The organism is Amycolatopsis sp. CA-126428 (assembly GCF_002904335.1).
In the GTDB taxonomy this organism is placed as follows: Bacteria; Actinomycetota; Actinomycetes; order Mycobacteriales; family Pseudonocardiaceae; genus Amycolatopsis.
Genome location: NZ_PPHF01000108.1, coordinates 1 through 14321, shown reverse-complemented (window position 1 = coordinate 14321; position 14321 = coordinate 1). Strand labels below are relative to the sequence as shown.

Genomic DNA, 14321 nt, shown 5'->3' with positions numbered 1-14321 from the left:
GCGTGACCCCGGTCGCTAGCTATGTGTGAGAGGACTACACCTCGGGAAGATCCAGTGTGGCGGGCCGACACAATGCGGAGAGTAAGGCATCCCACGATCGGGTGGAGATTTCGAGGGTGCCGCCGGAGCGGTCCTTGGTGTCGCGGACTTTTGCCGCAGGTCCGAGCGCCACTTCGACGCAGTCTTCCTTGCCCGTGTAGCTGGAAGTCCGCCACTCCGTCATCCGGCACCTCCGAGTTCGGCGGCCACCTCCCCGATGAGCGCAGCGCTCTCCTGCTCGCTCAGCGCAAGGCCCGCCAGGGTCTTCGCGGCCGACCGGTAGTCGGCGATCTGATCGTCATCGTAGAGGTAGGCGCTCGCGCGGTAGTGCTCAATGAAGACGATCGGCGGAAGCTGAGCGAACTCCAGGATCATGAAGGGACCCCAGTAACCAGGATGGAATTTGCCGCCGGCGGGCAGCACCTGAAGGCGGATGTTCCGCCGGTTGGACACCGCGCTCAGAGAGCGAAGCTGCTCGAGCATGATCCCCGGTGGCCCGATGCTCCGCCGGAGCGCGACCTCGTCCACCACCACGTGGTAGGGCAGCGGATCGTACCGGGTGATCACCGCCCGGCGAGCCCGCTTCACCTGAATCAGCTTCTCGACCTGAGCCTCGGGCACCCCGAGGTCCGTGAACATGGCGCGCACGTAACCGTCGGTCTGCAGCAGTCCGGGCACCAGCAGCGGCTGCCAGGCGAAGATCGCACTCGCATCCCGCTCGTACTCGGCATATGTTGACACAACCGGCTCCACGCCGGGCTCCGCCTGCTCCAGCCAGCTCGGCTCGCGGGCGGTGCGGGCGAGCTCCAGCAACCTCGCTCGTTCCCCCGGCTCCACCACCAAGAACCCCAGCAGCAGCGCCACCTGCTCCACCTTGGGAATCCGCTTCCCGTACTCCCAGTTGGACAGCTCCTGCGCATGCACGCCGATCTTCCGGGCCAGTTGCCGCACGCCGAGGTTCCGCGCTTCCCGGCAGGTGCGCAGCCCGAACCCGAGCGCTCTCGCCCGGGGTGTCGCGAAGGGTGTCGCCATGACCGCATTCTGTCATCGGGGTCCGACATTTCCCGTCGCCGGGCGCCCGCCTGGTGTCGCGGATCCGCGTCAGGTTCGCTGCTGGTCATGGACCCGGACCACGCAATTCTGACCCGTCTTCGCGACCTCGCCGAAACGCTCCCCGGCGACGTCGCCTGGCTGACCGGACCGCCCTTGCGCGCGGACGGCCTGCGCGACCTCGGCGAGCGCCTCAGCTGCCTCGGCGCCGACCTGATCAGCCGCGCGGGCGTGCTCGACGAGATCGCCGCCGCGCGGCTGCCCTCCCACGGCTGGATCCCCGAATGCGGGCCGGAGCCGCGGCGCCGGCTGTCCCACTACGTCGGCCGCGGCGAGGTGCGGCTCGGCCTGATCTACTTCGCGAGCTGCGGCGCGGGGTGTTTTCCTTTCTACGGCACCGATCCGGCGGGCCGGACCGAGCGGCACGAGCGGTGCGAAAAGTGCGTCAAAGAGGCGTACCGGCTCATGAGCGTTCCGCCAGCACCGCGAGATAGTGCACGTTCGTCATGATCCCGAGGACGTTGCCGAACGGGTCGACGACCGAGGCCGTCACGAACCCGGGCCCGCGTTCGATGATCGGCTCGTACTCCTTCGCGCCCAGCTCCAGGAGGCGCGCGAACGTCGCTTCGAGGTTGTCGACGTGCCAGCGGACGATCTCGCCACCCGGCTCGGTGAGCGCGGACGGGGCGTACTTGCGGTCGATGATGCCGAGTTCGTGCTGGTAGTCGCCGATCCGGAACTCCGAGTACCCGGGGACGTCGAAGTACGGCTCGACCCCCAGGAACTCCGCGTACCAGGCCTTCGCGGCCTCGAGGTCCTCGGCGTAGTACGTCACGGTGGCCATTCCTCGCAGCATGTCCGGCTCCTCTGAAGCGCCTCGTTCGAGCGGTGTGGAGTCATCATGCGGAGTAAAAGTGCTCATCGAGTGACCACTTTGTTTGCGACACTTCTCCCCATGCGCGCCGACCGCCTCGTGGCCACCCTCCTGCTGATGCAGACGCGCGGCCGCGTCACGGCCGCCGAACTGGCGGCGGAGCTGGAGATCTCGGTCGCCACCGCGCGCCGCGACCTCGAAGCCCTCTCGGCGGCCGGGGTGCCCGTCTACCCCCAGCCGGGCCGCGGCGGCGGCTGGCAGCTCGTCGGCGGCGCGCGCACCGACCTCTCCGGCCTGAGCGCCCGCGAGGCGCAGGCGCTCTTCCTGCTGGCCGGCCCGGCCGCGGCGGGCGCGCCGGAGGTCAAATCGGCGCTGCGGAAGCTGATGGGCGCGCTGCCGGGCACGTTCCGGGCGGACGCCGAGGCGGCGGCGGACGCGGTGGTCGTCGACCAGGCCGGCTGGGGTGAACGCCCGAAGGAACGGCCGCCGATGGTCTCGCTGCTGCGGGACGCCGTCATCGCCCGCCGCCGGGTCCGGCTCGCCTACGCCGGGCGTGAGAAGTCCGAGCGGCTCGTGGACCCGTGGGGCCTGGTCGACAAGGACGACGTCTGGTACCTGGTCGCGGGGACGGCGAAGGGCCGCCGCACCTTCCGCGTCGACCGGATCGTCTCGGCCACCCCGGCCGACGAGCCCGCGGACCGGCCGTCGGACCTCGAGCTGGCGGCGGTCTGGCGGGAGGTCGTCGAGGAGATGGAAAAGCGCCGTTCGCTGCTGAGCGCGGACGTGGTGCTCGCCCGCCGGCACTTCCGGGTGCTCCAGGACCGCTTCGGGCGGCACTGCGAGCTGGTCGCGGAGCTGCCCGGGGAGCGGGTCCGCGCGCGGGTGGCCGCGCCGGCGCCGGTCATGATCGCGCAGGAGCTGGCGGGGTGGGGCGCACTGGTCGAGGTCGAGGGCCCGGCGTCGGTGCAGGCGGAACTGGCCCGGCTCGGCGCGGAGCTGGTCGCGCGCTACGGGACGTGATCGCTGCCCGTTATGACATGAGATGTCGGAAACGCCCCCGCCGGCCTCCGCATCTGCCGAAAGGCCCTTGCACACTTTCCGGACCTTGCTCGTCGATCATGTCGAATGGCCGTGATCGCGCCCCAGCTTGGTGAACGCCGTTCATCGGTCTACAATGGACACCGCGCGGGAACACTCGGAGTGTCCGTTACCCGCCGGTATCTGGCCGTTCGGAGTATCCCTGATCACCCGTTTGCTGCTATTGTGACGCCTCCGTGACCTGAACGTGCGTTCGGCGACACTTCGGTGAGGGCAGACAATGCGTGACGATGTGGTCGAGGCGAGTGCCGTGGTCGGACACCCGCCCGACGTGGTGTGGCAGATCGTCGGATCGCCGGAGTGGTACTCGCGGTTCGTGCCGGAGATCAGCTGGTGCGAGATCCAGGAGCCGGCCGGGCGCGGGCGAGGCCCGAAGGGCGTGGTCCGGATCGTCCCGGCGCGGGGACCGATGCTCGAGACGCAGATGCAGGCCGTCGTCTACCGGCCGGGCGAGCACGTCGTGTGGTGCGGCGTCCCGGACGAGGGCACCTGGGTCTCCCTGGAGCTGAGACCGCTGGCCGGCGGCCAGACCGAGCTGTTCGTGCGGATGATGCTGCCGCCGTCGCACCTGGAACTGGTGTCGACGATCAAGAAGGACGTCCGCGCCCTCGCCCGGCGCCTCGACCTGCACCTGGCCGGCGAACACGATCCCGGCACCGACAGCGAGACCAACAAGGCCACCAAGCTGCGCACCACGAGCATCCTGCTGCGCGCCGGCGTGCTCAGCGCCGGGCGGCCGGACAAGCTCGCGCGCCAGCTGAACTCCCTCGCCCAGTGGGGCGCCACGGTCGCGGGCGGCTACCAGGCCGCCGCGGCCCGCGTCCCGGACGAGCTCGCCCTGCACGACGAACGCAGCGTCCGCACCTTCCGCCAGGTCCAGGAGCGCAGCGACCGGCTCGCCAACGCGCTGAGCGAACTCGGCGTCGTCGAACGCGACCGGATCGCGCTGATGTGCCGCAACCACGCCGCGATGATCGAGTCGTTCGTCGCGGCCAGCAAGCTCGGCGCCGACGTCATCCTGCTGAACACCGGCCTGTCCGCCGCCTCGGTCAAGGACGTGCTCGCCGAGCACCAGCCGTCCGCCGTGCTGGCCGACGACGAGTTCGCGCAGACCATCGCGAACGTGCCGGGCGACTTCGCCCGGATCAGCACCTGGCCGGACGCCGACGCCGGCTACCCGACCGTCGACGAGCTGATCCAGGCCGCGCCCGCCGACCGCCCGAAGCCGGTCGAGCGGCCCGGCCGGCTGATCGTGCTCACCTCCGGCACCACCGGGACGCCGAAGGGCGCGCGCCGGCCCACGCCGAAGGGGCTGGGCACCGCCGCGGCGATCCTCGACCGGATCCCGCTGCGCTCCGGCGACCGGCTGCTGGTGGCCGCGCCGCTGTTCCACACGTGGGGCCTCGCGGCGATGCAGATCGGGATGGCGCTGCGGGCGTCGCTCGCGCTGATCCGCAAGTTCGACGCCGAAGAGACGTTGCGGACGATCGCCGAGCAGAAGTGCGACGCGCTGTTCGCCGTGCCGATCATGCTGCAGCGGATCATGGACCTGCCCGAGCGGGTCCGGGCGCGCTACGACCTGTCGTCGCTGCGGATCGTGGCCAGCAGCGGCTCGGCGATGTCCGGGTCGTTCGTGACGTCCTTCATGGACACCTTCGGCGACGTCCTCTACAACTTCTACGGCTCGACCGAGGTGTCCTGGGCGAGCATCGCCGACCCGGCCGACCTGCGCGCGGCGCCGACGACGGCCGGCCGCTGCCCGCTCGGCACGCGGCTGGCGATCCTGGACGAGGACCGCAAGCCGGTGCCGCCGGGCGGCGAGGGCCAGATCTTCGTCGGCAACGACATGCTGTTCGAGGGCTACACGAGCGGAACCGACCCGGCCCGCGCGGCGGACATGATGGCCAGCGGCGACGTCGGCTACCTCGACGCGGCGGGGCGCCTGTTCGTCACCGGCCGGGCCGACGAAATGATCGTTTCGGGCGGCGAGAACGTGTTTCCCCGCCCGGTGGAAGAGGCGCTGGTGGCGCTTCCGGGCGTGCACGACGCGGCGGTGGTCGGTGTCGCGGACGCGGAGTGGGGCCAGCGCCTGGCGGCCTACGTCGTCCCGCGGCGGGGCGCGTCGCTGCACGCGGAGGACATCCGCCAGTACATCCACCACCGCCTGGCCCGGTTCGCCGTGCCCCGGGACGTGTACTTCGTCCCGGACCTGCCCCGCAACGCGACGGGCAAGATCCTCAAGCGCCTCCTCCACGACGACACCTGGCCGGCGACCAGCGAATACTGATGCCCGAGCACACGCCGGACGGCCGGTACATCGTGGTCAACGGCCGTCGCTGGCGCGCCACCGACCCGGAAATCCCGGACGACGTCCGCGATCGCCTGCAGAAGCACCTGATGGCGGCCCGGCGCGTGCAGGACCGCGCGCGCGTCCAGACGGCGAAGGTGGCGTTGGGCGAGCGCGGTGAGCCGTGGTGGGAGCAGACGTCCGCCCAACGCCGGGCGCGGTGGGAAAGCGGCCTCGCCGCCCTCGATCAGCCGACCGGCTGACGCACCACCGTCCGGAGCTTCGCGGGCTCGACGCGTCTCGGGTCGCCGAGGTAGACCTCGTGGTGCAGCCCGGTCGGCTTCAGGCCTTGCGCCGCAAGGTATTCGTCGTGCAGGCGGGCCAGCAGCGGACCTTCGTCGTCATACGATCCGATGTGGAGCGCCTGCGCGCAGCGGCCCTCGTGCAGCTTCTCCAGCCGGACCGGCGCCTTGAGCTTCTTCTTGCGCCGCACCGCTTCCCTGGCCTCCTCGACGGCGTCCTCCTCGATCCACGACGGCTGCGCGATGAGCATGGTCCACTGCCAGGAATCCTTGGCGCGCACGGTGAAAGCCGCGTAGTCCTCGGCCCACCACAGGCCTTCCAGCGGCCCCACGACGAAGTCCTCGCCACGCTGCTTCGCCGTCATCTTGATCGTGTAGGCGAAGGCGTAGAGCGCTTCGACGGCCTTCCGGTAGCTCTCCGCGGTGTTCGGGTTGCCGCGGCCGTCGATCGCGAGGAACCGCTGTTCGGGGACGTCCAGCAAGGCCCAGTCGGTGTTTTTGGGCGCGTAGAGCTGCTTCAGGTCCTTCTTGACGTCGTAGGGCATCAGGTCATTCCTTCCAGCCATCGGGCTTCGGCCTCGAGTTGGGCGACGGAGTAGTCGAAGATCGCGCGGACGAACGGCGGGGCGTGTTCCTGCGCCGCGGCCGCGCGGCGGACCTCGGCGAGCCGCTCTTCCACGGCTTCCGCGCGCCGGGCCAGCGCGGCCGCGAGGCGTTCGGGCGGGACGGCCGGGCTGTTCGCCAGGCCGACGAGCACCGGCGGGTGCACCGGCCGCAGCTCCGCGACGGCGGCTTCGGCGGCGGCCGCACACGCTTTCCGGCCCGCTTCGGTGGCCGTGAACGTCTTCTTGGCCTTGGCGTGCGCGCGTTCCCCCGCGACCTCGGTGACCAGACCTTTCTCGCGGAGTTTCCCCAGGACGTAGTAGATCGAGCTGAAGCCGAGGGCCGTCCAGTCGCGCATGCCGCGCTGCGAGACGACCTCGTCCAGCTCGTAGCCGTGCCTCGGCCGCTCGGCCACCAGGCCGAGCACCGTCAGTTCCGCGTCGGTCAGCACGGCCGTACTCTAGCACTAGAATAGTCGGCTTTCAGAAAATGTCGGTGGGTGCTGGCATGCTTCACCACGTACCGGAAAGCGAGGGAGAACAGTGGGGGGACAGGTGGTGACGGCAGTGCCGTGGACCGCGGAACGCGTGGCCGGGCTGGCGCCGGATCCCGCTTCGGAGAAGGCGGGCCGGGCGCTCGCCACGCCGGCGCGGTGGTCGGGCGCGGGTGCGTCCGAAGACGCCCTGTGGGGCTTCTGCCAGGGCAGTGGCCAGAAGCCGTACCAGACGTGCGTCGAGCTGGCCGAGCCCGCGTTCCGGTGTTCCTGTCCCAGCCGGAAGTTCCCGTGCAAGCACGCGCTGGGGTTGCTGCTGCTCTGGGCGGCCGGGCGGGTCGACAGCGCGGAACCACCCGAGTGGGTGCACGCGTGGCTGTCCGAACGCGCCGACCGCGCCCGCCGGGCGGAAAACCGCGCCGAGGCGGCGGGCCCGAGGGACGAAGAAGCGGCCGCCCGGCGTGCTTCCGATCGCGCGGCCCGCGTCGAGGGCGGCGTCGCGGAGCTGAAGGTCTGGCTGACCGACCGGATCGGGGCCGGGTTCGCGGGCTTCGAGCGCAACGGCGGTGACGAGCTGCGCACGGTCGCGGCGCGGATGGTCGACGCGCAGGCGTCGGGCCTCGCGGGCGGCTTGCGCCGGGCGGCGGGGCTCGTCGGCCGCCGCGACTGGCCGGAGGCGCTGCTGGCCGAGCTGTCCCAGCTGTACCTGCTCGCCGACGCGGCCACGCGCCTGGAGTCGCTGCCGCCCGCGCTGGCGGAGACCGTCCGCACGCGGCTGGGGTTTTCGGTGGAGACGGCCCGGGTGCTGGAGACCGGCGAGCGCGTCGCGGACGAATGGCTGATCACCGGCGCGGCGGACGAGGAGAACGACCGGCTGCTCACCCGCCGGACCTGGTTGCGCGGCCTCGGCACGGGCCGGGACGCACTGGTGCTGTCGTTCGCGCCGCCGGGCCGTCCCCTGGACGCCACGCTCCCACCGGGCCACCGGCTGACGGCGGAACTGGCGTTCTACCCGGGCGCGGCGCCGCTGCGGGCCCTGGTGGCGGAGCGCGGAATCCCGCTCGCGGCTCCGGCGGCCGAAGGGGGGTCGATCGCGGACGCCCTGGCGGCGCACACGCGGGCGATGGCGGCGGACCCGTGGCTGGAGCGCTGGCCGGTGCTGTTGTCGGGCGTCACCCCGGCCGAGCACGCGGGCGGCTGGTGTCTGTCCGAAGAGGACGGAACGGCGATGCCGCTGGTGCCGTACGCGTTCCCGTGGTCACTGCTGGCCCTCTCGGCGGGCCGCCCGGTGACGGTGGCCGGCGAGTGGAGCCTGGCGGGGCTGCGGCCGCTGATGTGCTGGCACGAGAACCTGGCGGTGCGGCTGTGAAGGTTTTCCCCTACTACGAAAAGGAAGCCGAGGTGTCCCGATGAAAGCCTGGGAAGACCTCGTCGGCACCGCTCTCCTCGGCACCCGGCGGCGCACCCTGGACCCCGCCGCCCAGCCGGCCGCGGTCCAAGAGCTCATCGCCGGGCGCGCCGACCCGGCCGAGCAGCTGCTCGCCGCCGCGGCCGTGCTCAGCACCTACCGGCGGGCCGGGCGGCGGCCGCTGCACGACGTCCGGCCGCTGCCCGTGGCCGCCGACGACGAACGGCCCTTCGTGCCGCCGCTCGCCCGGGAGCGGCTCGGCCGGCTGCTCGCCGCCAGTCACCCCGATCTCCTGCTCGAGTGGCTCGGCATCGTGGCCGGCACCGATTACCGCGTCCCCCCGGAAACCCTGCCGCTGCTCGCCGAGGCCGCGCGCACCAAGGCGGCCCTGCGCGGGCCGCTGGTCGCCGTCGCCGGGCCCCTCGGTGCCTGGCTCGGGCAGCGGAACCCCGACTGGGCCTTCCTGGCCGCGCCGGCCGAAGAATCCGGCGACGTCTGGCAGTACGGCAGCCTCGCCCAGCGCCGCCGGTGGCTCGGCGCCAAGCTCGCCCAGGATCCCGACGCCGCCCGCGAAGCCCTCACCACGTCGTGGAAGACCGAGCCCGCCGACGTCCGTGCCGACTTCCTCGGCGTCCTGGCCGGCCACGTCCGCGCCGGCGACGAAGCTTTCCTCGATGCCGCGCTCACCGATCGGGCCGCCGCCGTCCGCGAACAGGCCGCCGACCTGCTCGGCCGGCTGCCGGGCACGCGTTACGGCCGGAGCATGGCCGAACGGCTGCGCACGCTGGTCCACCGCCGGAACCGGGTGCTCACCGTCTCCCTGCCCCACGGCGAACGCGGCGACGGCACCGTCCGGCTGCGCACCCTCGTCGCGGCCGCGCCGCTCTCCTTCTGGACCGAGTTCGGCCCGCCGGCCGAGGTCGTGCGGATGGCCGTCGAAGGCTGCCCGGCCGCCGTGCTGCGGGAATCCTGGGCCACCGCCGCCCTGCGCCAGCGCGACGAAACCTGGGCGCAGGCCCTCATCGGCGCCGACCCCGGCGGCCGCACCACGCCGCCGCTGCTCGGGGTGCTGAGCCCGGCCGGCCAGGCCGCCACCGTCGGGCACCTGGTGAGCCGGCTGCCCGTCGAGTCGTTCGCGCGGCTGGTGCACGAACTGCCCCGGCCCTGGACGAAGGAACTCGGCACCGCGCTGCTCGACTGGATCGCCCGCCAGGCCGACCACCGCCTCGTCTCGCACGCCGCCGTCGTGATCGCGCGCGCGGTGCCGCCGCAGTGCCTGCGCCACCCGCTGGCCACCACCCGCCTGACCATGGACGCCGGGCCGTGGCGCCGGGCGCTCACCGAAACGCTGAACTTCCGCCGCGAAATGTACGAGGAGCTCGCATGACCGCCCCCGCCACCGTCCTCCGGCCGCACGCCGAGCAGGACCACGCCGCCGAGCTGGCCGCGCTGGCCGCCGCCGACGAACGGGCGAAGCCGCCGAACTGGAACCTCTCGCCCTGGGCCGTCGTCGAGTACCTGCTCGGCGGCACCCTGCCGGACGGCACCGTGATCACGCCGAAGTACGTCGGCCCGCGGCGGCTGATCGAGGTCGCCGTCGCCACGCTCGCCACCGACCGCGCGCTGCTGCTGCTCGGCGTACCCGGCACGGCGAAGACGTGGGTTTCGGAGCACCTCTCCGCGGCCATCAGCGGCGATTCGACGCTGCTGGTGCAGGGCACCGCGGGCACGTCCGAGGAGTCGATCCGCTACGGCTGGAACTACGCCCGGCTGATCGCCGAGGGCCCGAGCGCCGCGGCCCTCGTCGAAAGCCCGGTGCTGCGCGCGATGCGGGACGGCAAACTGGCCCGCCTCGAGGAGCTGACGCGCATTCCCGCCGACGTCCAGGACTCGCTGATCACCATCCTGTCCGAGAAGACGCTGCCGGTCCCGGAACTGGGCACCGAGGTGCAGGCCCGGCCGGGCTTCAACCTGATCGCGACGGCGAACAACCGCGACAAGGGCGTCAACGAACTGTCCAGCGCGCTGCGGCGGCGGTTCAACACGGTCGTGCTGCCGCTGCCGGACAGTGCCGAAGCGGAGGTCGAGATCGTCAGCAGGCGGGTCGCCGAGCTGGGCACGGCGCTGCAGCTGCCCGCGGAAGCCGCCGAGCTGGCCGAGATCCGCCGCGTCGTCACGGTGTTCCGCGAGCTGCGCTCGGGCCGCACCGAAGACGGCCGCACGGCGGTGAAGTCGCCGTCCGGCACGCTGTCGACCGCCGAGGCGATCAGCGTGCTCACCGGCGGGCTCGCCCTGGCCGCCCACTTCGGCGACGGCGTGCTGCGCCCGCACGACATCGCGGCGGGCATCCACGGCGCGGTGGTCAAGGACCCGGTGGCCGACCGCGCGATCTGGCTCGAATACCTGGAGACCGTGGTCCGCGAGCGCGACGGCTGGGCCGACTTCTACCGGGCGGGCCAGGAGCTTTCGTGACGGCGACCCACCTGCTCGGCATCCGCCACCACGGCCCGGGATCCGCCCGGGCCGTGGCGGCGCGGCTCGCCGAACTCGAACCCGACGTCGTGCTCATCGAGGGGCCACCCGAAGCCGACGCTCTGGTCGAGCTCACCGAAGACCCGGCCATGGCGCCCCCGGTCGCGCTGCTGGCCTACGCGACCGACGACGTCTCGCGCGCCGCGTTCTGGCCGTTCGCCGTCTTCAGCCCCGAATGGCAGGCGCTCGCCTACGCCCGCGAAGCCGGCATCCCGGTGCGGTTCTGCGACCTCCCGGCCGCGCACACGTTCGCCGCGGGGCCGGACGAGCACGCGGGCCCGCCGGTCGACCCCCTGGCCCTGCTGGCCTCGGCCGGCGGGTACGACGACCCGGAACGCTGGTGGGACGACGTCGTCGAGTCGCGGCGGGACACCGAAAGCCCGTTCGAAGTGATCGCCGAGGCGATGAGCGCGGTGCGGGAGGACGAAGAACCCGCGCGGGGCAACGAAGCCCGGCGCGAGGCGTACATGCGCTCGGTGCTGCGGCGCACCCGCAAGGACGGCTTCGAGAACATCGCCGTCGTCTGCGGCGCCTGGCACGTGCCCGCCCTGGCGGATCCGCTGCCACCGGCGTCACACGACCAGGCCGTCCTCAAAGGACTGCCGAAGCGGAAGGTCGCCTGCACCTGGGTGCCGTGGACGCACGGGCGCCTCGCCACGGCGAGCGGCTACGGCGCCGGCGTGCGGTCGCCGGGCTGGTACCACCACCTCTTCACCACCCCCGAAGACGTCACCACGCGCTGGCTGACCGGCGTCGCCGGGGTGCTGCGGGAGGAGGATCTGCCGGTCTCGACCGCGCACGTCATCGAGGCGGTCCGCCTGGCCGAGACGCTCGCGACGCTGCGCGGGCGGTCGTCAGCCGGGCTCGCCGAGGTCACCGAAGCCACCCGGTCCGTGCTGTGCGGCGGGGACGAGGTGCAGGTCGAACTGGTCACGCGGCGGCTGGTCGTCGGCGAACGGCTCGGCGAGGTGCCCGATCGCGTCCCGCAGCCGCCGCTGGCCGCGGACCTGACCGCGACCGCGAAACGCCTGCGGCTCAAGAAGGACCCGATCGTCAAGGAGCTCGACCTCGACCTGCGGACGCCGGGCGGCCTCGACCGCTCGAAGCTGCTGCACCGGCTGCGGATCCTCGGCATCGAGTGGGGCAGCCGGGAGGCGTCGGCGCGGCGGAACAAGGGCACGTTCCGCGAAACCTGGGCGCTGGCCTGGGAACCGTCGTTCGAGGTGGACCTGGTCGCGGCCGCGGTGCACGGCACCACCGTGCCGTCGGCGGCCACCGCCGCGGTCCGGGGCACCGTCGAAGGCACGCCACCGCTGGACGAAGTCACCACGGCCGTCGAGAACTGCCTGCTCGCCGACCTACCGGAGGCGCTGCCCGAAGCGCTCGCGGCGCTCGACGCGCGGGCGGCGGCGGACGCGGACGTCGCCCGGCTGATGTCGGCCCTGCCCGCGCTGGCCAGGGCGACCCGGTACGGCAACGTCCGCGGCACGGACACCGCCGCGCTGCGGGCGGTCGCCGACCGGATGCTCGACCGGATCTGCGCCGGCCTGCCCCCGGCCGCCCACGGCATCGACGACGACGCCGCGGCCCGGCTGGCCAAGCTCGTCGACGGAGTGCACGACGCGACCTCGCTGCTGGGCGACGAGCCGAAGGAACGCTGGCTGACGGCGCTGGCCCGGCTGGCGGAACGGCCGTCGCTGCCCCCGCTGCTGGCCGGCCGGCTCACCCGGATCCTGCACGACGCCGGGCTGTTCGACGCGCTCGACGTCGAACTGCGGCTGGGCCGGGCCCTCACGCCGGGCGTCGTACCGTCGGCGGGCGCCGCGTACGTCGAGGGCTTCTTCGACGGCGGGGCGCTGCTGCTGGTGCACGACGAAGGCCTGCTGCGGGTGATCGACGCGTGGCTGGCCGGGATCCACGCCGACGTCTTCACCGAGGTGCTTCCGTTGCTGCGCCGCACTTTCGGGGCGTTCAGCGCGCCCGAGAAACGAGCGATCGGGCAGCGCGCGGCCGGGCTCACCGGTGCCGCTCGCGTCGTGCCCGTGGCCGACGAACTGGACGAGGACCGGGCCGAGCGCGTGCTCCCCGTCCTCGCGACACTGCTGGGGGTGGGGGCGTGACTACCGCGGATGCCGACCGGGTGCGGCGCTGGCGGCTGGTGCTGGGCGGGGATGGCGCCGGTCCGGGGCTGACCGATGCTCAGCTGTCCGAAGAGGACAGTGGGGTGGACGCGGTGCTGGCCGCCCTCTACGACAAGCCCGACGAGGAAGCGGCGGGCGGGCCGCGCAGCGCGAACCTGGGTGCCTCGGCGCCGCGGGTCGCGCGCTGGCTCGGCGACATCCGGCGCTACTTCCCGAGCACCGTCGTGCAGGTCATGCAGCGCGACGCGGTCGACCGGCTGGGGCTCACCCGGATGCTGCTGGAGAAGGAACTGCTGTCGGCGGTCGAGCCGGACGTCCACCTGGTCGGCACGCTGCTGTCGCTGAACGGCGTGCTGCCCGAGGAGACCAAGGAGACCGCGCGCGAGGTGGTCCGCAAGGTCGTCACCGAGCTGGAGGAGCGGCTCGCCGAACGCACCCGCGCGGCGATCCGGGGCGCGCTGGACAAGGCGTCGCGCACGCACCGGCCCCGCCCCGGCGACGTCGACTGGGCCCGCACGATCCACGCCAACCTCAAGCACTACTCCCCCGAGCTGCGCACGATCGTCCCGGAGAAGCTGATCGGCTTCGGCCGGCGGCAGCAGGCGGTGCAGCGGGACGTGATCCTGGCCGTCGACCAGTCGGGCTCGATGGCGGAGTCGGTGGTGTACTCGGGGCTGTTCGGCGCGGTCCTGGCGTCGATGCGGGCGTTGAAGACGTCGTTCGTGGCGTTCGACACGGAGGTCGCGGACCTCACCGAGCACCTCGCCGACCCGGTCGACGTGCTGTTCGGCACCCAGCTGGGCGGCGGCACGGACATCAACCGGGCGATCGCGTACTGCCAGGGCCTGGTCGAGCGCCCGGAGCGGACGCTGCTGGTGCTGATCAGCGACCTCTACGAGGGCGGCGACGAGGACGAGCTGCTGCACCGGATCGCCGAGCTGGCCGGCGCGGGGGTCCAGGTGGTGACGCTGCTGGCGCTGTCGGACTCGGGCGCACCGTCGTACGACCACGAGAACGCGGCGGCCCTGGCCGAGCTGGGCATCCCGGCCTTCGCGTGCACCCCGGACCAGTTCCCGGACCTGATGGCCGCCGCCATCCGCGGCGACGACCTCCAAAGCTGGGCGGCCCGCGAGAGCAGCTGAGTTGCGGAATCAAACCGACCCCGTGGTGGTTGAGGAGGGTGTGGGACAGCTCCCGCAGGAAGGACGGCTCGCCATGAAGGTCCGCAGCTCGATCCGCTCGCTCGCCCGCCAGCCGGGTGCCCAGGTCATCCGCCGGGGGTCCAAGGTCCTGGTGATCAACAAGGACAACCCGCGTTCGAAGGCCCGCCAAGGCTGACCGCCCGCGACACAGCAGGGCCCCGGAACCCACCCGGTTCCGGGGCCCTGCCGCATCCCGAGGGGCATCTCGCGTGACGAGCCAGGCATCCCCCGTGATCGAGCGGGCATCCCCCGTGATCGAGCGGGCATCCCCCGTGATCGAGCGGGCATCCCC

The 14321-nt window shown here is 72.7% G+C and carries 15 protein-coding genes; 10 read left to right on the top strand and 5 right to left on the bottom strand.

Annotated elements, in window-relative coordinates:
* Positions 1-34: 34 nt before the first annotated feature.
* Positions 35-223 (bottom strand): DUF397 domain-containing protein, encoded by a 189-nt coding sequence (locus C2L58_RS26735; protein ID WP_103340445.1) that lies wholly within the window; start codon positions 221-223, stop codon positions 35-37.
* Positions 220-1071 carry a helix-turn-helix domain-containing protein gene (locus tag C2L58_RS26730; RefSeq protein WP_103340444.1) on the bottom strand — a complete coding sequence of 284 codons (852 nt, stop codon included), beginning with the start codon at positions 1069-1071 and terminating at the stop codon, positions 220-222. Before C2L58_RS26730 ends, C2L58_RS26735 begins: the two co-directional genes overlap by 4 nt.
* Positions 1072-1158: 87 nt before the next feature.
* Between C2L58_RS26730 and C2L58_RS26725 the strand changes: the two genes are divergently transcribed.
* Positions 1159-1599: a hypothetical protein gene (locus tag C2L58_RS26725; RefSeq protein WP_103340443.1), complete on the top strand. Its 441-nt coding sequence runs from the start codon at positions 1159-1161 to the stop codon at positions 1597-1599.
* Here C2L58_RS26725 and C2L58_RS26720 read toward each other — a convergent pair.
* Positions 1553-1945 (bottom strand): VOC family protein, encoded by a 393-nt coding sequence (locus C2L58_RS26720; RefSeq protein WP_103340442.1) that lies wholly within the window; start codon positions 1943-1945, stop codon positions 1553-1555. The two genes, C2L58_RS26725 and C2L58_RS26720, sit on opposite strands and share 47 nt — an antisense overlap.
* A gap of 99 nt (positions 1946-2044) precedes the next feature.
* Between C2L58_RS26720 and C2L58_RS26715 the strand changes: the two genes are divergently transcribed.
* The 3 genes from C2L58_RS26715 (at position 2045) to C2L58_RS26705 (ending at position 5611) form a co-directional block, all read left to right on the top strand.
* On the top strand, positions 2045-2983 hold the full coding sequence (locus tag C2L58_RS26715) for a helix-turn-helix transcriptional regulator (RefSeq protein WP_103340441.1): 939 nt from the start codon (positions 2045-2047) through the stop codon (positions 2981-2983).
* Between the two features lie 298 nt (positions 2984-3281).
* The gene (locus C2L58_RS26710; protein WP_103340440.1) at positions 3282-5348 is read left to right on the top strand and encodes an AMP-binding protein; all 2067 of its coding nucleotides are present in this window, start codon (positions 3282-3284) and stop codon (positions 5346-5348) included.
* On the top strand, positions 5348-5611 hold the full coding sequence (locus tag C2L58_RS26705) for a hypothetical protein (RefSeq protein ID WP_103340439.1): 264 nt from the start codon (positions 5348-5350) through the stop codon (positions 5609-5611). Before C2L58_RS26710 ends, C2L58_RS26705 begins: the two co-directional genes overlap by 1 nt.
* Here the strand turns inward: C2L58_RS26705 and C2L58_RS26700 are convergent.
* The gene (locus C2L58_RS26700) at positions 5596-6195 is read right to left on the bottom strand and encodes a GyrI-like domain-containing protein (protein ID WP_103340438.1); all 600 of its coding nucleotides are present in this window, start codon (positions 6193-6195) and stop codon (positions 5596-5598) included. The genes C2L58_RS26705 and C2L58_RS26700 overlap by 16 nt on opposite strands.
* Positions 6195-6704, bottom strand: a complete 510-nt coding sequence (locus C2L58_RS26695; protein WP_103340437.1) for a PadR family transcriptional regulator — start codon at positions 6702-6704, stop codon at positions 6195-6197. The genes C2L58_RS26700 and C2L58_RS26695 overlap by 1 nt, the downstream gene beginning before the upstream one ends.
* A gap of 106 nt (positions 6705-6810) precedes the next feature.
* On the opposite strand from C2L58_RS26695, the gene C2L58_RS26690 reads away from it, so the two are divergent.
* From C2L58_RS26690 to C2L58_RS26665, 6 genes are read left to right on the top strand one after another with little or no spacing between them, the layout of a single operon-like run.
* Entirely contained in the window at positions 6811-8115 is a 1305-nt protein-coding gene (locus C2L58_RS26690) for an SWIM zinc finger family protein (protein WP_233225950.1), read from the top strand.
* Between the two features lie 40 nt (positions 8116-8155).
* Positions 8156-9541 carry a DUF5691 domain-containing protein gene (locus C2L58_RS26685; RefSeq protein ID WP_103340435.1) on the top strand — a complete coding sequence of 462 codons (1386 nt, stop codon included), beginning with the start codon at positions 8156-8158 and terminating at the stop codon, positions 9539-9541.
* Positions 9538-10626: an ATP-binding protein gene (locus tag C2L58_RS26680; RefSeq protein WP_103340434.1), complete on the top strand. Its 1089-nt coding sequence runs from the start codon at positions 9538-9540 to the stop codon at positions 10624-10626. Before C2L58_RS26685 ends, C2L58_RS26680 begins: the two co-directional genes overlap by 4 nt.
* On the top strand, positions 10623-12806 hold the full coding sequence (locus tag C2L58_RS26675; protein WP_103340433.1) for a DUF5682 family protein: 2184 nt from the start codon (positions 10623-10625) through the stop codon (positions 12804-12806). The genes C2L58_RS26680 and C2L58_RS26675 overlap by 4 nt, the downstream gene beginning before the upstream one ends.
* Positions 12803-13969 (top strand): VWA domain-containing protein, encoded by a 1167-nt coding sequence (locus C2L58_RS26670; protein WP_103340432.1) that lies wholly within the window; start codon positions 12803-12805, stop codon positions 13967-13969. The genes C2L58_RS26675 and C2L58_RS26670 overlap by 4 nt, the downstream gene beginning before the upstream one ends.
* A 40-nt stretch (positions 13970-14009) precedes the next feature.
* Positions 14010-14165, top strand: coding sequence for a 50S ribosomal protein L36 (locus C2L58_RS26665; RefSeq protein ID WP_369904244.1), 156 nt, complete (start codon positions 14010-14012; stop codon positions 14163-14165).
* Positions 14166-14321: the final 156 nt, after the last annotated feature.